The organism is Paenibacillus aurantius (genome assembly GCF_032268605.1).
Lineage (GTDB): Bacteria > Bacillota > Bacilli > Paenibacillales > NBRC-103111 > Paenibacillus_AO > Paenibacillus_AO aurantius.
Map to the genome: position 1 here is coordinate 3,690,001 of NZ_CP130318.1, position 20,508 is coordinate 3,710,508.

A 20,508-nucleotide genomic window follows, 5' to 3' on the forward strand; every position below is an offset into this window, starting at 1 on the left:
CGAACTGCCCGATCCTATAGGAGATCTGCTAGAAGAGTTCGAACGGCCGAACGGCCTGCTGGTGCGCAAGGTGCGCGTCCCCTTAGGTTTGATCGGGATTATTTATGAAGCGCGTCCTAATGTAACCGTGGATGCGGCCGGGCTGTGTCTGAAATCAGGCAATGCCGTTATTCTGCGCGGCGGCTCGGACGCCCTTTCTTCCAACCAGAAGATAGTCCAGGTCCTCCATGACGCTTTAGCGGAAACCGACATACCGGTTGATGCCCTTCAGCTCATCACCAATCCGGACCGGAATTCCGTTGACGAAATGCTTCGGCTTAACGGACTCGTCGATGTGGTCATCCCACGCGGCGGCCGTTCCTTAATTGAACGTGTTGTTAAGAACGCCACGGTACCCGTCATCGAAACAGGGGCTGGCGTATGCCATACTTATCTCGATGATGGCGCCGATTTCAAGAAGGCCTGCGATATTTCCATAAACGCGAAGGTTCAACGTCCCTCCGTCTGCAATTCGATGGAGACTCTGCTTGTTCACCAGGAATTCGCCCACCACTATCTAATGGAAATCGCCGACAAGTTGATTGCGGCCGGCGTTGAGATTAGAGGCGATATGCGGACACGGGATATTATAAGCGGAATTAAGGAAGCTAAGGAAGAAGACTGGGGCACCGAATATAATGATTATATTTTGAATATCCGCATTGTGAACCATCTCGACGAGGCCATCGATCATATTAACCGCTACGGCACCAAGCATTCGGAATGCATCGTAACGGAAGACCCCGACCGGGCCCGCCGCTTTATGCTCGAGGTGGATGCCGCAGCCGTTTACCAGAACGCTTCGACCCGGTTTACGGATGGATTCGAATTCGGGTTCGGTGCGGAAATCGGGATCAGTACCCAGAAGCTTCATGCACGTGGCCCGATGGGACTGCCTGCCCTTACTTCCACCAAATACTGTGTCTATGGCAACGGCCAGATCAGACAGTAAAGAGAGGCAGGAACGTTTTATGACTAAAGGGTTGGCGGATAAAAAAATATGTTTTCTTGGAGCGGGTTCCATGGCGGAAGCGATCTTCCGCGGGCTGCTCGAAAGCGGAAAGACATCGCCGGACCAAATCTGCGCGACCAATCGCAGCAACCAGTCCCGGCTGGATGAGCTGTCCGCGCGTTACTCCATCCAAACCACCAACGATCCCTCTGCCATTCGGGACTACCTTGCCTTATCGGATATTGTGGTTTTGGCGATGAAGCCGAAAGACGTGATGGAGGCCCTCCGTCACTATAAAAGCTTATTACGCGAAGACAAGCTGCTGGTGTCGGTCGTTGCCGGCCTGTCCATGGAGACCATGTACGGGCTGCTCGGCAATTCCATGCCCATTGCCCGGACCATGCCGAATACGTCGAGCACCATTGGGCTCGGAGCGACCGGAATCGCGTTCTCCTCTTCCGCCGATAAGGAGCACAAGGAAAGCGTCCTGGACATGTTCCGATCGGTGGGGAAAGTACTCGTTATTGAAGAAAAGCAACTGGATATCTTAACAGGCGTGTCGGGAAGCGGCCCCGCCTATGTATATTACATGATGGAAGCCATGATTGAGGGCGGCATCCGTGGGGGGCTTTCGGCCGAGGACGCGAGAATACTCACGGTTCAAACCTTCCTGGGCGCGGCTTCAATGGTACAGCAGACCGAGGAGGATCCGGCGGTTTTGCGTCGGAAAGTAACCTCGCCTAATGGAACCACCCAAGCCGCGATTGAAAAGCTGGACGAGTTCCGGTTCCCACAGGCCGTTCAAGAAGCGGTGCTGCGATCCGCCGAAAGAGCCGCGGAGATCGGGAATGCGATCAGCCTGGAGGCTACCAAACGGGAATAAAGGAGTGTGGGATAACTTGGCATCCTATTGCATGGCCACTTATCGCTTATATGACGAGAAAGCAGATTTCACCAAAAAAGCGCAAGGGATTGCCGTCGGACTGACCGTAGGCAGCTGGACCGAGCTACCCGAAGCCAATAAGAAATCAATGGAACCGCATCTTGGCCGGGTGGTCAACCTGGTCGTGCACGAACCGGAACCGGGCAGTCCGATTACCGAACGGTATGCCGATATTCAAATCGCTTACCCGGATGTTAATTTCAGCCGGGATCTCCCTGCCCTGCTCGTCACGACCTTCGGCAAGCTGTCCATGGACGGCAAAATCAAGCTGATGGATCTCCATTTCTCCGAGGAATTCGCCAGCGGATTTCCAGGGCCGAAGTTTGGCTTAAAAGGAGTAAGGGAACAGCTCGGCGTCTGGGACCGCCCTTTGCTGATGAGCATTTTTAAATCCGTGATCGGCCATGATTTGGACGGGCTGAGGGAGCAGTTCTATCGACAGGCTCTCGGCGGAGTGGACCTGATCAAGGACGATGAAATCCTCTTTGAGAATCCTCTTACCCCCATTGAGAAAAGAGTCCGGGTCTGCATGGAGGCGGCGAGACAAGCCCAGGAGAAGACGGGACAAAAGCTTCTTTATGCCGTGAATCTGACCGGACCTACCTTTGGTCTTCTGGACCAAGCGAGAAAAGCCATTGAAGCCGGTGCGAATGCCCTGCTCTTCAATGTGCTCGCTTATGGAGTGGATGTGCTGGCCGAGCTTAGCCGTCATCCCGACATCAGCGTTCCCATCGCGGCTCATCCGGCACTGGCCGGCGCCTTATACCCATCCCCGTATCACGGCATTTCCGCTCCCCTGCTGTTAGGAAAGCTGCTTAGAATGGCGGGTGCGGACCTGGTTCTCTTCCCTTCCCCATACGGGTCGGTCGTCATGCCGCGGGAAGAGAACCTCGCCATCCAGCACGCTTTGGTAACCGAGGCTTTCGAGCAGGATTACCTGACTTCCTCTTCTGAAACGAACAGCAAGACATCCGCCTGGTCGTTGAAGCAGAGCGCGCCGGTTCCTTCGGCAGGCATCCATCCGGGGCTGGTCCCTCTAATCCTTAAGGATTTCGGATCAGAAGTCGTGGTCAATGCCGGAGGCGGGATCCACGGCCACCCTATGGGTACAGAGGCGGGCGGAGCGGCTTTCCGCCAGGCGATCAAGGCGACACAAGAAGGAGTTTCGCTGCGGGAATACGCCCTGACTCATCCAGAGCTTCAGACAGCCATAGACACTTGGGGGATCAAAGAATGACCATCCGTAAGCCCGTTATCTTCTGTGATTTTGACGGAACCATCACCGTCAACGACAACATCATCGCCATCATGAAGCATTTTCAGCCGGAGGGCTGGGAAGAGCTGGTGAACGGGGTTATTGACCAAAGCATCACCATCCAGGAAGGGGTCGGCGGAATGTTTCGCCTGCTCCCCTCCTCATCTAAGGACGAGATTGTTCAGTTTGCTTTGAATAACATGAAGATCCGTGACGGCTTCCAGCAGCTGTTGGATATGTGCCGCGCCGAGAATATTGAATTCCTGGTCACCAGCGGCGGGATCGATTTTTTCGTTTATCCTACGCTCCAGCCCTTTGGAATCGCACCGGAGCAAATCTTCTGCAACGAAAGCAACTTTACCGGGGACCAAATCGAGATTTTGTGGCCGCATGCCTGTGACCCGGATTGCCCTTCACAAGGGTGCGGCATGTGCAAAACGGCCATTATTCGCCGGTACCCTGCCGATCAATACCACCGCATTCTCATCGGGGACAGCGTGACGGATTTTGCCGGGGCTCAGCTGGTGGACACCGTTTTCGCTCGGTCCCATCTGGTGGACAAGTGCCGGGAGCTGGGAATGCCCTTCTACGAATACCATGACTTCCACGACGTTATTCGCAAGCTTAAGGAAATACATTTAGTAGGTGATAAGGCATGACTTCTTATTCATTGGAGCAAAGACAAGCAGCATTCGAGGAGCTGAGAGAGGTTAAGGCTGAATTCGCGGCCAAAGGCTGGTTCCCTGGGACAAGCGGGAATCTTTCGGTTCGTATCGGAGACATACGCGGAGAAGAATTTCAGTTTGCCATCACCTCAAGCGGGAAGGACAAATCCAAGCAGACGCCGGAGGATTTTCTGGTGGTGGACGCAGCCGGACAATCCGTAGAAACTACCAAGCTGAAGCCTTCGGCGGAGACGCTCATTCATTGCGAAATCTACAAAGCCACGGGCTGCGGAGCGGTCTTTCATGTTCATACCGTCTTTAACAACCTGGTGTCCGAGTGGTTCGGTGACAAGGGTCAGATCCCGGTGGAAGGGGTGGAGCTCATCAAGGCGTTCAATATTTGGGAAGAGGAAGCCATTATCCACATCCCTGTCCTCCCCAACTACGCCCATATCCCCCGGATCGCCGAACAGGTGGCGGGAGCCCTCGTGCCCCGCATTCCCGGCATTGTTCTCCGCAAGCACGGCATCTATGCCTGGGGGGCCAACTCCTTTGAAGCGAAGCGGCATCTCGAGGCGTTCGAATTCCTTTTTGAATACGTTTATCGCATGGAGCTTCTCAAGAAGTAAGTCTTCCTAACCGTTAAAAAAGCGCAGGCGCCCGATCCAGGGCCCTGCGCTTTCTTTATGTCAGCGGGAATTGCGAAACTTCTGGGCATGCTCTTTGGCCTGGTCCACCGTTTGAATCCGGTTCCTCTGCCATTCCAGCAAGATCCGGTCGATATAGCGGAAGTGAACCTTGCCGGCGAACACTGCTTCCTTCAAGGCGGCCAGAATCAATTCCTCCTTGAAATGATCCTGGTCGAGCCATCCGGATATCGTCTCTAATTCCATCGGAGTCAGCGGGCGGGCAAATTCCTTCTCGAAGATCATAAACAGGTTGCTGCCTGCTGCCGCTGCCGGCTTCTCCGCCCCGCCGAAGCGGCCATCCCGGCTGCCCAATGGGCTGCAAGCTTGGCTCGCATTCCCTCCAGGTTATATTTCTCGTACCGGATGCCCGAATCCGGATCCGTTGTCTCATCAATGCTCATCCACCCGCCTTTTAGCAGCTTCTGAAGCGTCTGGATGACGGCCTCCGGCGCAGCGGACATGCGGGATTGAATTTCTTCAATGGTCGGAAACTCCTTGCCTTCTTTCTCCAGGAAAGCCATCAAGTGAACGAGCAGCATGACCTCGGTTTCCGATAGGGAAAGCTGGGAATAGTTGCTTAGAAGCAGGTAAGGAACCGAAACGGATCCGGTCCGGAGGGCTTCCAGCATGGCGGCTTCCAGCTGTTTCATTTCTTTATTTTTCAAAAAACATCCCCACCTCTATTCGGTTAGGCCGTAAAGCGATCCTTATGGATACAGACGGTACAGCAAACGCGGGAACGGAATGGTTTCCCTAACGTGCTCAAGTCCGCAAATCCACGCTACGGTCCGTTCCAGTCCCAGACCGAAACCGGAATGAGGCACGCTGCCGTACCGGCGAAGATCAAGGTACCACTGGTAAGCTTCCTTGGAAAGCTCATGCTCCTTGAAACGCTCCTCCATCAGCTCCGGATCGTCGATCCGCTGGCTTCCGCCGATAATCTCACCGTAGCCCTCGGGAGCGATCATATCCGCACACAGAACGACTTCCGGCCGGTTAGGATCCGGCTTCATGTAGAAGGCTTTTATGCTGGTCGGGTAGTGAGTAATGAATACCGGCTTGTTGTAGCTTTCGGCGATGGCGGTTTCATGGGGAGCCCCAAAATCCTCTCCCCACGGAAGGTCAAAGCCTTTTTCGTGCAGAAAGTCAATGGCCTCGTCATAGGTGATACGTGGAAAAGGAGCCTGGATCTGTTCCAGCTTGCTGATGTCCCGGCCGAGGGTCTCCAGCTCTTGACGGCAGTTCCGGAGCACCGACTGGACAATGTGGGAAACAAATTCTTCTTGAACGGTTAGGCTTTCCTCATGATCGGTAAAGGCCATCTCCGGCTCAATCATCCAGAATTCGATGAGGTGGCGGCGGGTCTTGGATTTCTCGGCCCGGAAAGTAGGCCCAAAGGAATACACCCGTCCGAGAGCCATAGCCGCCGCTTCCATATAGAGCTGGCCGCTCTGGGTCAGGAAGGCATCCTCATCGAAGTATTTCGTATGAAACAGATTGGTGGTGCCTTCACAGGAAGAAGGGGTCAGGATAGGCGGATCGACCAGCTGGAACCCCTTCTCATCAAAATATTGTTGAACGGCGCGAATGATTTCCGCCCGGATAACCAGGATCGCTCTCTGACGCGGAGAACGAATCCACAAATGCCGGTGATCCATAAGGAAATCCACCCCGTGTTCCTTAGGGGTAATGGGATAATCCGACGTCAGCTGGATAATCTCCAGCTTCTCCACCGTCATTTCATAGCCGCTTTGGCTTCTCGCTTCCTCTCGAATGGTCCCGGTTACATATAGAGAGCTTTCCTGCGTCAGACTGCGGGCGGCTTCCCATACCTCTTCGCTCACTTCGCTCTTGACGACGACGGCCTGGATGTAGCCCGTACCGTCCCTCAGCTGCAAAAATTGGATCTTCCCGCTTGAACGCTTGTTGTTCAGCCAGCAGCCGATGGTGACGCTCTCCCCGGCGTAGCGGCTGACTTCTCTAATCGTGCTTTTCTTCATGTGGCGGCCTCCTGTCTTGCCAGCGTCCTCCTCCCCCAAGGCGGAAGCCTTCTTAGGAAGGGAAAAACCTCCATACGGATGTATGTAGGTTCCCTTGTAGGTGATGACGCTATGCACTGCTTTCGTTATCTATTGTACTATGTTTCGGAAAGATTTGCATGGTTCACCAAATGGAAGGTATCCCGGGCGATCATGAGCTCCTCATTGGTCGGGATGACCAAAACCTCCACCCGGGAAGAGGGAGCCGAGATACGGCGGTCCTCCCGGCTGCGCCCTTGGTTAAGCTCTTCATCCAATTCGATTCCGAAGAAGGTCAAGTTCTCGCAAATCTTCTTACGCAAGGTGGACGAATTCTCCCCGACACCTGCTGTAAATATGAGCACATCAAGACCGTTCATGGCCGCGGCGTAAGAACCGATGTATTTGCGGATCCGGTATTCATACATGTCGTAGGCCAACGCAGCATTCTTGTCCCCTTCCTCGCGGGCTTCTTCAATTTCCCGGACGTCACTGCTGATTCCGGAAATCCCGATTAAGCCGCTGTGCTTGTTAAGCATGGAATTGACCTCGGCTAGGGTCAAGTCTTCCTTCCCGATCGTATAGGGCACGATTGCCGGATCGATGTCCCCGCTGCGCGTTCCCATCATCAAGCCTTCCAGCGGAGTCATGCCCATACTGGTATCAAGCGATTGGCCGTCCCTAATGGCCGTACAGCTCGCTCCATTCCCGATGTGACAGCTGATGATCTTAAGCTCCCGAAGGGGCCTTCCCAGGAAGGCTGCCGCTCTTCTGCTGACGTAATCGTGGGAGGTTCCATGGAAACCGTAACGGCGCACCTTATGCTTGCGGTACAGCACCATGGGGATCGGGTAGAGGTAAGCATAGGGGGGCATGGTCTGATGAAAGGCCGTATCGAACACCACCGTCTGGGGAATTTCCGGCATGTTGGCCTCCACGGCATGAATCCCCATCATATGGGCCGGGTTATGCAGGGGAGCCAGATCAAACAACCGGCGGATTTCCTGCTTGACCTCCTCGGTAATCATGACGGACTGGGAGAAGCTCTCTCCCCATGAACGACCCGGTGCCCGACGGCATCGATTTCTTCTACGGAATCCAGCACGCCAAATTCCTTATGAACCAGAATCTCCAGCACCTTGCGGATCGCCGTCGTATGATCCAGAATCTCACTGACCGAGCGAACATCCTTCTTGCCGGTCGGCTCGTGGCTGACGATGGCGCTTTCCATGCCGATTCTTTCCACTTTTCCTTTGGCCAGTACGGATTCATCCGTCATGTCATAAAGCTGATATTTCAGAGAGGAACTCCCTGCATTGATCACCAATATCTTCACAGCCGGTCACCGTCCTTGTCGTAGCGGAAGAAGCCTTCTCCCGATTTTACCCCAAGCTGGCCCGCCCGGATCATTTTCTTGAGCAGATAAGAGGGCCGGTATTTCAGATCGCCGTATTCGCGGAACATGCGCTCCAAGGCGGCATAGACCGAATCAATTCCGAAGCGGTCCGCCATCTCCAGAGGCCCGTAGCGGAAATCGTAGCCCATCCGCATGGCCGAATCGATATCCTCGGCCGTCGCCACCCCTTCGGTTAGCGTGGTGACGGCTTCGTTAATCAGCGTACAGATCAGCCGGGTGGTCACGAGTCCCGGAGACTCGTAAACCTGAATGCCTTTCTGCTCGATGACCTTCTCTGCAAAATATTTGGTGTTCTGGAACGTTTCCTCGGAGGTTTTGATGCCGCGGATGATTTCCACCAGGTCGATCTTCTTCGAGACGGGAACGAGGAAGTGAAGCCCGATCACCCTCTCGGGAGAATCGCATACGCTCGCCAGCTCCGTCACACTCAAGGTAGAGGTGGTACTGGCAAGAATGACCTCCGGTCCGCAAATCCGGTCCAACCGCCGGAAAATGTCCTTCTTTGCTTCCAGCTCCTCGCTTATGGACTCGATCACCAGACTGCAATCCGCCATTTCTTCCATCGTGACCGTTTTATGAATACGGGAAAGAATGAGTTTCTTCTCCGTCTGGGTAATGCCCCACCGTTCGATTTGCTTATCGAGGCTAATTTCAATGGCATTCAATGAAGCCTCAAGCCTATCCGGATTCTGATCCAGCAGAAGCACATCCAGCCCTTTTTCCGAAAGCATCTCGGCGATCCCCTGGCCTACATTCCCGACACCGACCACGCCAATTTTGGAGTATTTCACAGCCATCCCCCATTTCTTAAGCCTGTACTCTATTAACCAGAACAGCCAACCAAATCATACACCGTTTGGCCGGGATTTTCATCTGTGACACAAAAACTCCAAAACCGGGTGAAACGAATCGAGACGAACGCCCATGGCCCTTCACCAAGAAGTTGACATAAAAAAAGCACCCATAGTTTATGGATGCTTGGATGGAAATATGAACCGTCGTTACCGTTTCATGCTGTCGATTTCTGGGTAATGGCTTTAAGCAGGTTGCGGAATTGCTCTCCCGAAAGAACTTCCTCTTTGATGAGGATGGCGAGCGATTGCTGGAACACCGCCCGGTGTCTTTCGAGAACTTCACGGGTCTGGGCGAACAATTGATCGAGAATTTTGCTGTTCTCTTTCATCAGCTCTTCCTTGGTCACCATCTCCCGGTCAATGATCCCGAGGGAAGTCAAACCCGAATCCATCATGGTTCTTACCATATGAAGCGCTTGTTCAAAGTCGTTGCGCGACCCCGTGCTGCGGTTGCCATAGAAGATTTCTTCTGCCGCGGATCCGCCGAGGGCCACCATAATCCGGCCTTCGAGTTCCTGCCTTGTGTACAGATACTGGTCCGCCGACGGATTGTGACGTACATACCCAAGGGCTTGTCCACGGGGACTAAGTGCTACCTGAGACACGGAACCTGGCTTAACCCTCTCCGCCATTATCGCATGCCCCAGCTCATGGAGCGCCACGCGTTCTCTTTCTTCCTTGTTGCTCTCCCGGTCGGACTTCTCGCCCATAATCACCTTGTCAATCGCTAGAGAGAGATGCCGGTGCTCGATAAGATCGACGTTCTCGCGCATGGCATAGACGGCTGCTTCGTTCATCAGGCTTTCCAGCTGGGCGCCGGAGAAATTAAACGATTCTTCCGCCACCTTCTCCAAATTCACGTTAACCGCAAGCGGTTTGTTCTTCGCATGAATATTAAGAATGTGCATGCGGCCCTTCTTGTCGGGAAGATCGACCGAAATATGCCGGTCAAAGCGGCCCGGACGAAGCAGGGCACTGTCAAGCATTTCCTTGCGGTTGGTCGCGGCCATAATCAGAATACGAGGCGTATCCGTGGTATGGATGCCGTCCATCTCGGTCAGCAGCTGGTTAAGCGTCTGATCGTATTCGCGGTGCTGCCCGCCTTCCCTTTTGCCGCCCACCACATCGATTTCATCAATAAAGACAATAGCACTGTCTTTGTTTTCCTTCTGGGCGCGCGTCCGGGCATCCTTGAACAGGTCTCGGACCCGGCTCGCCCCTACCCCTACATACATCTCCACAAATTCGCTACCGGAGGCGGATACGAATACGGAATTCGTATAATGAGCCGCAGCTTTCGCCATCAAGGTCTTCCCGGTTCCGGGAGGGCCCTCCAGCAGAATCCCTTTCAGGGGACGAATGCCGAACTTCTTGATTTCCTCATGCTTGATCAGAAAATCGAGAGCTTCCTTCAGTTCATTCTTGGCGCGGTCCTGTCCCCCAATATCTTCAAAGGTCAGATAGGAAGGGGTGCGGGTCTTGGTCTTGCGTTCGACGGAAGCGGTAATGGCGCCCTTCGGCTTGCCAAGGAAAAAGAATGCCGCCACGATAGCCATAATCATCAGAACAGGCACCACGTTCACGCCGACAAAAGCCAAAAAGATCAAAACGACCGGTGCGACGCCAATCAGTATCTCTTTAAAGTATTTAGGCATTCGGCCACACTCCCATCGAGGCAGGTACTCTTGGCAGGATAATATATTTATTTTTACCGCCTTCGCTTAAGCGGATGTAGACGTTCTTATCATCCATCTCCGTGGCGGCTTTCAGGCCGGACACATCGGCGGATTTGGACTCTAGAATTTTGGGAATATCGGCATAATGCTTTGTCTCCATCGCCTGCGCTACATCAAACAAGGCGTTCGACCACCACTTCTCGATCTCCGGGGAGGAGTCGCTTTCGAGCTCCAGTTTGACTTTGCGGGAGCCGATAATCGAAGCTCCATCGGTGGTAATTTGCCGGTATATATCCCGTAAGCTCGCATCCTGAGACAATTTCAAGTGAACCGTTACGGAATCTTTGCTAAAATCGGACTTAACCTGCTCCACGCCCTGGGCGCGGTTGACGATCTGGGCAAGCGGGTTTTCCATGGCATAACTTCTGTAGACAAACCAGCCGCCAAACAGAATCACAGTGGAAGTTAACACAGCTACCAACATCGGCAATATTCGCAACTTCATTATCGTCCGCCTTTCTATTCAAAAAATGATATACAAGTAGTATAGCACAAATGATAGCAAATTGCTTGACTGATTTGTGAATTTATAGGAAAACCCCGGAAGATTCCGGGGTTTTTGGCTGATTTATTGCAGACTTAGCGTCCAGGTGTCTAGTAAACTTCCATCCTTAAACTGGTAGTAATCGTAATAGAGCCGCTTCTTTCCATCTTTCTCAGCCTTATAAAACACCTGCCAGCAGTACGTGTTCTCCAATTTCCCGGGCGTGATCCGCATAATTTCGGCCTCCGGCTTGGTTTGAAGAACCTTCTGTCTGGCTGCTTCCCGTGCCATCCCGTTGTCCGCCAGCTCCGAGTGAACCTCGGTCTCGCTTACCCAGACTATGAGCTTCTTTCCTTCCGCGTTATCCCCGCTCACGATCATGTACGGGCGATCCCCCACAAAAGGCTCTACCTTATCAGTAGTAACCAAGCCCGCCTTCTCCTTCGCCTTCTGGATCGCGGTATCCTCTTCCTTCCACGTATCCGATTGGATTATCGTGTAGAAACGGTAACCGGCGATCCCCAGCAGCAGGACTAGCAGGGACAGGGCAGCCGCTATTCTCCATTTCCTCCGCACGATTCACCTCCGTCAGGCTGCTATTCCACTATACTATTCTTATCCTTCCATTAACCGGCTGTACCGGCTCTTGAACTCGGCTTTGATTTTTTCTTCATCCAGCGTCAGGCACTTCCCTTTGCGGACCAGCTGCTTTCCGTCCACCCATACGTCGGTCACATCCTTGGCGGAAGCCGAGTAAATCACATGGGACAAATAATTGGAGGCGGGCAGGAAATGCGGCTGATCCAGATCTAGAGCAATAAAATCGGCCTTCATGCCTGCGGCCAAGCTTCCCACCTTCTGGAGCCAAATCGATTCGGCCCCCATGGTGGTGCCGAGCTGCAAGGCAATCGCAGCAGGTACCGCTGTCGGATCGCCGGAAACCCCTTTGTGGATCAGGGCGGCCAGGCGCATCTCTTCGAACATATCGAGGTTATTGTTGCTCGCCGCTCCGTCCGTGCCGAGGGAGACTTTAACCCCGCGGGCCAGCAGATCGGGAACGCGGGCCACCCCGCTCGCCAGCTTCAGATTGCTTCCGGGATTGTGGGAAACCCGGACGTCGTATTTTGCCAGCACCCCAATTTCTTCATCGTTCAGATGAACGCCATGGGCCACCAGACAGGGACGCGAGAACACTCCAAGCTTCTCCAGATGAGCAACGGGACGAAGCCCGTACTCGCTCTCGTTCTCTGCCACTTCCCGCGCCGTTTCGGACATATGGGTATGAAGCGGCAGATCCAGCTCGTGCGCGGCGTCGACAATCTTCTCTATATAGTCAGGCGGACAGGTGTAGGGAGCATGGGGGGCCATCATTGTGGTAATCCGTCCCTCCGCCTTGCCATGCCAATCCCGTGCGAACTGCTTCGCTTCGGCGAGCTTGGCCTGCTGAACCTCAGGAGGGCATAGTCCGATCACTCCCCGTGTCAGGACGCCTCTCATTCCGGAAAGCTCCACCGCCTGGGCCACTTCGTTCATGTGGTCGTACATATCAACGAAGGAGGTAGTACCGCCCTTTACCATCTCCAATTGGGATAGAAGGGTTCCCCATTTGACGTCCTTGGAGGTAAACCGCGCTTCGTTCGGCCACATTTTTTCCTGCAGCCAAACTTGCAGCGCAAGATCGTCTCCCACGCCCCTCAACAAAGACATCGCCGCATGGCCGTGCGTATTTACCAGCCCCGGCATGTAGAGTCGGTTGCGTCCGTCCACTATTTCCCCGTAATCGGCTCCCTCCGCCGGGGCATCCTTACCTATGTAGGAGATGGTGTCCCCATCTATTTCCATGTAACCCTCGATTAACGGACAAGTTTCATCCGCTGTCAGGAACAGGCCGTTTTTGACCAAAGTTTTGCTCACTTGCACCTTTCCTTTCCGTTCTGGATTCCAGCACTTTTTTAATGTACCTCTTCACCTTCGCAAAATCAAGAAAAGATCCCCTTTCCGGCACCCGAACATTGCATTCGGAAGGACATGTATGCTATTTTAAAATTTATGAACAAACTAATCGGCAGGACCATAATTAGGGGGTAACTTGGAATGTTTACAAGCAAAAAGGGAGAAACCGACTTCTTCATGCTGCTGATCGATGCAGCCCAAAATACATTGGAAGCCGCCCATCTGTTCCGTCAAGCCATGAATGGCGACAAGCCGCCCGCAACGTACTACGACAAGCTTAAGGATCTGGAGCACAAGGGAGACGCCATCACCCACCAGATTTACAAAGGCTTAAACAAAGTGTTCATCACCCCCATTGACCGAGAGGACATTATGGAATTGGCCATGACCATGGATGACGTGCTGGATGGCATCGAGGCCACCATCGCCCGGTTCGATTACCTGAACATCGAGCAGTCGGACTCTTATATGAAGGAATTCTCGGCCATTATCGTCTCGTCCTGTCAGCATATTCTGGACGCCTTTAAGCTCCTCTCCAAGAAGAAATACATGCAGATTACAGAGCATACCCTCCAGATCAACTCGCTCGAAAATGAAGCGGACAAGCTGATGCGCGAAGGCATCCGGGCCATTTTCACCGCCCAGAAGGATCCCTATACCGACTTTAAGATCAAGGAAACCTACGAGCGTCTGGAAGACACAACCGACGCCTGTGAGGACGTCGCCAATATTCTGGAAAGCATCGTTCTCCGCTACGCATAAACTTAAAATTCCTTACTATAGAAAACGGAGCCCGGGTAACCGGTGCTCCGTTTATTTTATTGGCCGATAAACCGGCTTAATCCAAATAGTAAGCCAAGCTCTGCAGCTCGGTGGTAAAATCAGCGTAATGCACCCGGATTTCGGCCGGCACCCGAATAATGATGGGCGCAAAGTTAAGGATAGCCTCCACTCCGGATTTCACAAAATCATCCGCCACCTTCTGGGCTTCCGACGCCGGCACGGTGATGATGCCTATCCGAACTTTGTTAGCCTGAATCGTTTCCACGAGCTCGGACATCGGTTTTACCGTCAGGTTGTTGATTTGCTGTCCGATTTTGTCGGGCATGGAGTCGAACACGGCGACGATCTTCATGTTGTCCTTCAGATAGGCGTTATAGTTGCTCAAGGCCCGGCCCAGATTACCGGCTCCGACCAAGGCAACGTTAATATACTGATCCAGCTTAAGAATCTGCCGGATCTTCTCAATCAGGTATCCGACGTCGTACCCGATGCCCTTCTTCCCGAACTCTCCGAAATAAGCAAGGTCCTTTCGGATTTGGGCCGGATTCAGATCCAGCTTATGCCCCAAATCCTGGGAGGAAACCGTCTGGACATCCTTCATCCTCAGCTCATTTAAGTAACGCAAATATATGGGAAGCCGCCTGACGACGGCCTCGGATATTTTCATGGTTTTCATACCGGCTCCCCCTCCATCCATTCCTTGATCCGCGGCGCCATTTGGGCAGAGGTCATGCTCTCAATCTTGGGTCCGGGCAGCGAATAAAGAAAGTATTTGCCATACTGGGTGTCGATCACCCGGGTATCATATAAAATAACGATTCCTTTATCCTGAGCCGTTCGCACCAACCGACCGAACCCCTGCTTGAACCGGATGACGGCTTGAGGAACCGACAGCTTCATGAACGGGTTCTGGTTGTTCTTCTTGATCTGGTCGCATTTTGCTTCCACGACCGGATGAGTAGGAGGCTGAAACGGCAGACGAACGATCGCCAGGCACGTCAGGGCTTCTCCCGGAATATCAACGCCTTCCCAGAAGCTGCTTGTGCCGAGCAGGACACTCGGCCCCCCGGTTTGAAAGAGCTTGGTCAGCTTGCTCCGGTTCCCGCTGTCAATGCCTTGACCCAGCACTTGGATCCCTTCGGGCAGCAGCCGCTCCCTCAGCTCCGCATGTACCTGTTTAAGCATCCGGTAGGAGGTGAAGAGCACGAGCATGCGGCCTTGGGTAGTACGGGCGACATCGGCTAGCGATTGGACAAGCTTCTCAAGGAAAAGTCCTTCTCCTCCAGGCCCTTTTACCCCCGGGAAGTCCCGGGGAACGCAGACCAGAGCCTGCTTGCGGTAATTGAACGGAGAAGGAAGCAAGACCGTACGGAGCTTTTCCTTGGCTTTTTCCCCATTCAAGCCGAACTGATCGGCGGTATAGTCAAACTTCTTATCCACCGACAGGGTAGCGGAGGTCATTATCACGCTGTCCTTGGCCTCGAAGAAATGCTCCTGCAGCATACGGGACACGCTCACGGGGACGCTGACCAGCTGGAGCGATTTCATCTTGTAATAAGTGCCGGCTTCCATCCAGTAGACGTAGTCCGGATCCGACCGTTTCATAAAGAAACGGAGGGCGTCCCGATGGCGGTACAGCTCCTTCACTGTGCCCCCCAGGTCTGTAACGAGGCTCTGGGCATCCACAACCTCCTGAACTTCTTTCACATCGGCCAGAAGCTTGTCCAATTGACGAAGAACCGAGCTGAGGGAGTCAAATAGGCTCTCTTCCATGGCGACCAGCGTGCCCCACTGGGAAGGAAGAGCCTCGTCCTTTACCCGGTAGACCAGCTGACCCGCCTCTCCCGCCTGCCCGTCACTATTAGCGGCCAGCACGTCATAGAATAACGAAGCAAGCTCCTCCCATTGCTCCTTAATCTCCATTAATTTCGGATAGAAGGAATCGATCGTTTCGCACCAGCGGGCCGCCGTTTCCTGGAACAAATCGTCCGAACGGCTGATTTTGGCTCTCAGCATCGGAAGCTGGCCCATCTTGCTGTCTTTGAACAGCCAGGAGATGGTGTTCAGGATCGATAGGTATTGGACGTCCAGCCCCAGATGCTTGCTCGCCACCTCTTCAAAATGATGGGCCTCGTCGATCACCAGGTGCTTATAGGCAGGCAGCAGCCGGTTCTCCGCTTTGATATCCGTGAAGAGCATGGAGTGATTGGTGATCACGACATCCGCGGTCTGGGCTTCATTGCGGGCGCGGTGATAGTAGCATTTCTTGAACCATGGGCAGCTCCGGTTGAGACAGGAGTCCGTGTCACTAGCCACCGTCCGCCAGAATTCGCCGCCCCTCGGTCCAAAGTGCAATTCCTCCTCGTCCCCGCTTCCCGTCTCAGTCAGCCAGACAATCATCTGGGCCGCGGTGATCAGATCCTCGCGGCGGTTCTCATATTCGGCGTAGGTTACCTTCTGCTCGAACTTCCGGAGACACAGGTAGTGGCTCCTTCCTTTAAGCAGGGCGGCCCGGAACGGAACCGGAAAAATTTCATGGAGAAGAGGAAGATCCCTCTGCTTCAGCTGCTCCTGTAGGTTGATGGTATGGGTACTGACGAGAACCTTCTTCTCGTTCTGAATGCCGTAATACAGGGCCGGCACCAAGTAACCCAGGGATTTCCCGGTCCCTGTCCCCGCTTCAATCATCAAATGCCGGTCTTCTTCGAAGGAAGAGGTAACCTCCTGGATCATCTGGTCTTGGGCTTTTCTCTCTTCGAACACCTCGAATTTCGTCGCGAGGGAGCTCTTGATTCGCTCGTAGAAGGGTTCAAACTCAACGGCCAGATGCTCTTTGACCTGCTCCTCGCTCCGTTCAAGCTCTTCCTCTCCCCAATCTTCGACATTCAAAGCGAACTGGCGGAAGTATTTATAGTGATCCGGGTCCAGGGTCACCGTCATTTCCTTGCGCTTCCCTTGCTCGGTCATAAACCAGGCCAGATCGGTCGTCTCGTCCTGAAAAAGAGCCGCCAGCCTCTGCACGGTAAGTAGCGGAAGCTCCTCAAACTTCTGGATGCAGCGAAGCCAAAGCTCCGCCGTGACTTCCGCGTCGGAATCGGCTTGATGCGGCCGCTCATGCGGGATCCCCAGCGCCTGGCACGCATTGGACAGCTGAAGGCTCGTAAGATTGGGGAAAAGCATGCGAAGCAGGTCGATGGTGTCCAGCACCATTCCGTTGAACGGAAAATACCCGCAGGTCTCCAAAGCACGTTGAAGAAACCCCAGGTCGAAGGAAACGTTATGTCCGACCAGAATGCTCCCTTTTAGAAGGTGCTGCATTTCCATGATGACGGTTTCGATTCCAGGCGCGTCTTGGACCTGCTCCTCGGTGATCCCGGTTAATGAGGTAATAAACGGAGGAATGGGAACGGTCGGCTTGACATAGGAGCTGTACCTTTCCGTTATCCGTTCGTCTTCTATAATAACGAGGCCAACCTGGATAATTTCGTCTGCAGGTTGGCCTCCGGTTGTTTCAAAATCAAGCACAGCAAATTTCATTTTGGTTCCAACCAATCCCTTCCTAGAACTCCTGACCCTAAGGTAGCATACCGCAGCGCGGCTGTCCACGATTTAAGGGAGAAGATCGGGCTGTTCCCTGTGGTAGGGCCACAATTTCTTGTCCCACAAAACCGGCTCCAGGCAGGAAGAGTCGGTCAGGTCAGCCATTTTGAAATAATCGTAAGCCTTCTCCATATTCCGGTTCTGAACCTGGATGCAGCCCATGGCATTGTAGGAAATAGCTTTAAGTGTCGCATTCTCGGTCAGGGGGACCAAAAGCTGAAAGTGCCGGTACGCTTCCCCCGTTTCCCCTGTCCGGAGGAGCCCCATGGCCAAATAAATCCGGCCGAGCAGAAAATCCGGCTGTTCCCGCACCACTTCCCGAAAGGCTTCCACCGCCTGGTCAAACATGTACAGCTTATAATACCCTTGGGCCTTGACGAATTTCTCAGATAAACCGCCGGCAAAGGACGGAGGCTTGGGAAGGGGGACGGAGGCGTTCTCGGCAAAGCGTGCCATGGCTTCGGCCATCCGCTCCTCAAAGCGCAGCCACTCCTCCATGCAGACATCGCTCATATGACGCAAAGCCGCAAGCTGCTCCTCCCTTTCCTCCCTGTCGCCTCCCGGAGTATGATAATCATGAATAATTTCGTCCAGAACCTCATTCATTGTCGCAAATATTTCCTTAAACACGGCTCCCACCCACCTTGCGCTAATGTTGGTCCCGATGTACCTTCATTCTTTGTTAGGCAGGGAGGTTTAATACAGTGTAAATGAACCCTCGACCAGTATGGAGCTGGAAAGGCTCCGGTCAAATGACGGTGGAATGAAGTTCTTTGTAGCGGGTTTGAACAACCTTGTTCTGGCCGTCCAGAATGGCGACCTTGGGTTGATGGTGACGGGCTTCTTCATCGGTCATCATCGCATAAGAGATGATGATGACCTGGTCACCCGGCTGAACCAGCCGCGCGGCGGCGCCGTTCAAGCATACCACGCCGGATCCGCGGGGACCTGGAATAATGTACGTTTCGAGGCGGGCGCCGTTGTTGTTGTTGACGATTTGAACCTTCTCATTCGGATACATATCCACGAGATCGATCAAATCTTCATCTATCGTAATGCTGCCCACATAGTTCAGGTTGGCTTCCGTCACGGTGGCCCGGTGGAGCTTCCCTTTCATCATGGTTCTAAACATGTTCATTCCCCTTTCTGCTGCCGGCTCTCCTTATTGAATCTCCCCGTAGGGGATCAACCGGTTGTCAATAAGCCGGGTTTGCCCGAAACGGACCGCCAGGGCGATCAGCAGTCCTTTATCCAATTCGTTATGCTCTCCCTCTTTCGGCTCGGTAAGCGAGGGGTAGCTCAGCACTTCCACATAATCAATATCCGCAGACGGTGAGCTTTGAATATAATCCGTTATCCGTCGAGTAAGCGCCTCAACCCGGCCCCCTTCCGCTGCCAGCCAACGATCCGACAGGGCGAGCGCCTGGGAAAGAACGAGGGCTTCCTTGCGGTGCTCTTCGCTTAAGTAAACGTTTCTCGAGCTTAGCGCCAGACCGTCCGGTTCCCTTACCGTCGGACAAGGAACGATTTCAACGTTCAGGTTAAGATCACGAACCATCGTTTCGATGACGGCGACCTGCTGAGCATCCTTCATTCCGAAATAGGCCCTATCGGGCTCTACGATATGGAAGAGCTTGCTGACCACCGTAGCCACACCGTCAAAATGACCGGGGCGGGACGCCCCGCAAAGCCGGTCCGTTACCCCGGCAACCGATACGGTGGTGCTGCTTTTGCCCGGATACATTTCTTGAACCGGCGGCATGAACACGAAGTCTACTCCCGCATCCGCAGCGACCGACAAATCCTTTTCTTCGTTACGTGGGTAACGTTCAAAATCTTCATTAGGGCCGAATTGAGTCGGATTGACGAAAATGCTCAGAACGGCGATTTCGTTCTCCTCCCGTGCCCGTTTCAGCAGGCTGGCATGGCCCTCATGCAGGAACCCCATGGTCGGAACGAATCCGACGGAGCCTTCGGTTCCAAGGGACCACGCCTCCCGGCGTTTCGTTCGGAGAGCCTGTTTTAATTCGGCAATGGTTCGAATGACTTTCATCGTGAGTGCACTCCCGGTTCAGCGATTTATTCTTTGGAAGATCCGTACAGGCTGCCGACCGTTTCCCTTTCCCCGTGAAAAGTGTTCTCTTCCGCTGGGAATTGGCGGGCCTTTACTTCTTCTACATATTGGCTCAAGCCGCTGCGGATCTGGTCGCCGACATTGGCGTAGGTTTTAACGAATTTCTTGGGACGTTCTCCGGACGAATACTGAAGGGCGTCATGGAAAACCAGCACCTGCCCGTCGCAGCGGTTTCCGGCCCCTATTCCAATGGTTGGAATGGACAATTCCTCCGTGATCTTAGCGGCAGTTTCGTCCGTTACAAGCTCCAGAACCACAGCGAAAGCTCCCGCTTTCTCCAATGCTTTCGCGTCGGCAAGCAGCTTCTCGGCCTGCTCGGGCGTTTTGCCCTGAACGAGGTAGCCCCCGATCTGGTTAACGGATTGCGGCGTCAAGCCGAGGTGTCCCATAACCGGAACTCCCGCCTTTACGCATGCCTCCACCACAGGAGCGATTTCCGCTCCTCCCTCCATCTTGACGGCCTTGCAGCCTCCTTCCCGCATGAGCCTTCCGATGTTCGAAAGGGCGGTATCGACGCTGCCATGGTACGTCATGAAGGGCATGTCGGCAACGACGAAGGTCGTGGTCACGGCCCGCGCGACGGCACGGGAGTGATAAATCATGTCTTCGAGCGTGACAGGCAGGGTGGAGTCATAGCCCAGAACGACGTTCCCGAGCGAATCCCCCACCAAGATGGCATCCACCCCGGCTTCCTCCGCCAGCTTGGCCGATGGATAATCATAAGCCGTGATGACCGTCAGCGGAATGCCTTCCTGCTTCATTTTCTTCATCCTCAAGATGTTCATCGGTTTGCGCTTTTCCATCATCCGATCTCCTCCATCTTGCTTGAGCCCGCGGACCTAAAATCAAAAAAACCTTTTAGCCGAAAACTAAAAGGTCATCAATACAAAGAAAACTGTATTTTATGATCCTTCTGTCTCGGTCCGTACGGCTCAGAGCAGAATCTGTCAAAATACATGGCTGGTATTCAGTTCACTTTCGGTTCA

The 20,508-nt window shown here is 53.7% G+C and carries 18 protein-coding genes and 2 pseudogenes (1 of these 20 only partly in view); 6 read left to right on the plus strand and 14 right to left on the minus strand.

Going from position 1 to position 20,508, the window contains the following annotated elements; all coding sequences use genetic code 11:
* The 5 genes in view from MJA45_RS16510 to mtnB are tightly spaced (at most 31 nt apart) and all read left to right on the plus strand, a layout consistent with a single transcriptional unit that may run on beyond the window.
* Positions 1–991, plus strand: partial view of a glutamate-5-semialdehyde dehydrogenase gene (locus MJA45_RS16510; protein ID WP_315603007.1) — the 3' portion only. It extends 257 nt beyond the left edge of the window; only the last 991 of its 1,248 coding nucleotides appear in the window; its start codon lies off the left edge, out of view; its stop codon occupies positions 989–991.
* A gap of 19 nt (positions 992–1,010) precedes the next feature.
* A complete protein-coding gene (proC, locus tag MJA45_RS16515; RefSeq protein ID WP_315603008.1) occupies positions 1,011–1,874 on the plus strand; it encodes a pyrroline-5-carboxylate reductase in 864 nt (287 codons plus the stop codon).
* A gap of 31 nt (positions 1,875–1,905) precedes the next feature.
* Positions 1,906–3,171: a 2,3-diketo-5-methylthiopentyl-1-phosphate enolase gene (locus MJA45_RS16520; RefSeq protein WP_315603009.1), complete on the plus strand. Its 1,266-nt coding sequence runs from the start codon at positions 1,906–1,908 to the stop codon at positions 3,169–3,171.
* Positions 3,168–3,848 (plus strand): 2-hydroxy-3-keto-5-methylthiopentenyl-1-phosphate phosphatase, encoded by a 681-nt coding sequence (locus tag MJA45_RS16525; protein ID WP_315603010.1) that lies wholly within the window; start codon positions 3,168–3,170, stop codon positions 3,846–3,848. The genes MJA45_RS16520 and MJA45_RS16525 overlap by 4 nt, the downstream gene beginning before the upstream one ends.
* The gene (gene mtnB / locus MJA45_RS16530) at positions 3,845–4,483 is read left to right on the plus strand and encodes a methylthioribulose 1-phosphate dehydratase (RefSeq protein WP_315603011.1); all 639 of its coding nucleotides are present in this window, start codon (positions 3,845–3,847) and stop codon (positions 4,481–4,483) included. Before MJA45_RS16525 ends, mtnB begins: the two co-directional genes overlap by 4 nt.
* A 60-nt stretch (positions 4,484–4,543) precedes the next feature.
* On the opposite strand, the pseudogene MJA45_RS28660 reads toward mtnB, so the two are convergent.
* The 8 genes and pseudogenes from MJA45_RS28660 to MJA45_RS16575 form a co-directional block, all read right to left on the minus strand.
* A pseudogene (locus tag MJA45_RS28660) lies at positions 4,544–5,193 on the minus strand (DnaD domain-containing protein).
* A 57-nt stretch (positions 5,194–5,250) separates the two neighbouring features.
* Positions 5,251–6,543, minus strand: a complete 1,293-nt coding sequence (asnS, locus tag MJA45_RS16545; RefSeq protein ID WP_315603014.1) for an asparagine--tRNA ligase — start codon at positions 6,541–6,543, stop codon at positions 5,251–5,253.
* Between the two features lie 137 nt (positions 6,544–6,680).
* Positions 6,681–7,897 (minus strand): annotated as a pseudogene (locus MJA45_RS16550) (acetate/propionate family kinase).
* Entirely contained in the window at positions 7,894–8,769 is an 876-nt protein-coding gene (locus MJA45_RS16555) for a 3-hydroxyacyl-CoA dehydrogenase family protein (protein ID WP_315603015.1), read from the minus strand. Before MJA45_RS16555 ends, MJA45_RS16550 begins: the two are co-directional and overlap by 4 nt.
* Positions 8,770–8,987: 218 nt before the next feature.
* Complete coding sequence (locus MJA45_RS16560; RefSeq protein WP_315603016.1) at positions 8,988–10,487, minus strand: AAA family ATPase; 1,500 nt, start codon at positions 10,485–10,487, stop codon at positions 8,988–8,990.
* Positions 10,480–10,980 carry a hypothetical protein gene (locus tag MJA45_RS16565; protein WP_315603017.1) on the minus strand — a complete coding sequence of 167 codons (501 nt, stop codon included), beginning with the start codon at positions 10,978–10,980 and terminating at the stop codon, positions 10,480–10,482. The genes MJA45_RS16560 and MJA45_RS16565 overlap by 8 nt, the downstream gene beginning before the upstream one ends.
* A 156-nt stretch (positions 10,981–11,136) precedes the next feature.
* Complete coding sequence (locus MJA45_RS16570) at positions 11,137–11,628, minus strand: cell wall elongation regulator TseB-like domain-containing protein (RefSeq protein ID WP_315603018.1); 492 nt, start codon at positions 11,626–11,628, stop codon at positions 11,137–11,139.
* A gap of 39 nt (positions 11,629–11,667) precedes the next feature.
* Positions 11,668–12,972, minus strand: coding sequence for an amidohydrolase (locus tag MJA45_RS16575; protein WP_407083052.1), 1,305 nt, complete (start codon positions 12,970–12,972; stop codon positions 11,668–11,670).
* Positions 12,973–13,146: 174 nt separating this feature from the next.
* Between MJA45_RS16575 and MJA45_RS16580 the strand changes: the two genes are divergently transcribed.
* The gene (locus tag MJA45_RS16580) at positions 13,147–13,767 is read left to right on the plus strand and encodes a DUF47 domain-containing protein (protein WP_315603020.1); all 621 of its coding nucleotides are present in this window, start codon (positions 13,147–13,149) and stop codon (positions 13,765–13,767) included.
* Between the two features lie 76 nt (positions 13,768–13,843).
* Here MJA45_RS16580 and MJA45_RS16585 read toward each other — a convergent pair whose 3' ends face one another.
* From MJA45_RS16585 to panB, 6 genes are all read right to left on the minus strand, one after another.
* Complete coding sequence (locus tag MJA45_RS16585) at positions 13,844–14,464, minus strand: redox-sensing transcriptional repressor Rex (protein ID WP_315603021.1); 621 nt, start codon at positions 14,462–14,464, stop codon at positions 13,844–13,846.
* Complete coding sequence (gene dinG / locus MJA45_RS16590; RefSeq protein WP_315608041.1) at positions 14,461–17,325, minus strand: ATP-dependent DNA helicase DinG; 2,865 nt, start codon at positions 17,323–17,325, stop codon at positions 14,461–14,463. The genes MJA45_RS16585 and dinG overlap by 4 nt, the downstream gene beginning before the upstream one ends.
* 72 nt (positions 17,326–17,397) lie before the next feature.
* Positions 17,398–17,994 (minus strand): hypothetical protein, encoded by a 597-nt coding sequence (locus MJA45_RS16595; RefSeq protein WP_315603022.1) that lies wholly within the window; start codon positions 17,992–17,994, stop codon positions 17,398–17,400.
* Positions 17,995–18,136: 142 nt separating this feature from the next.
* Complete coding sequence (gene panD, locus MJA45_RS16600) at positions 18,137–18,520, minus strand: aspartate 1-decarboxylase (RefSeq protein ID WP_315603023.1); 384 nt, start codon at positions 18,518–18,520, stop codon at positions 18,137–18,139.
* Between the two features lie 30 nt (positions 18,521–18,550).
* Positions 18,551–19,441 carry a pantoate--beta-alanine ligase gene (gene panC, locus MJA45_RS16605; RefSeq protein ID WP_315603024.1) on the minus strand — a complete coding sequence of 297 codons (891 nt, stop codon included), beginning with the start codon at positions 19,439–19,441 and terminating at the stop codon, positions 18,551–18,553.
* Positions 19,442–19,467: 26 nt separating this feature from the next.
* Positions 19,468–20,325, minus strand: a complete 858-nt coding sequence (gene panB, locus MJA45_RS16610) for a 3-methyl-2-oxobutanoate hydroxymethyltransferase (protein WP_315603025.1) — start codon at positions 20,323–20,325, stop codon at positions 19,468–19,470.
* Positions 20,326–20,508: the final 183 nt, after the last annotated feature.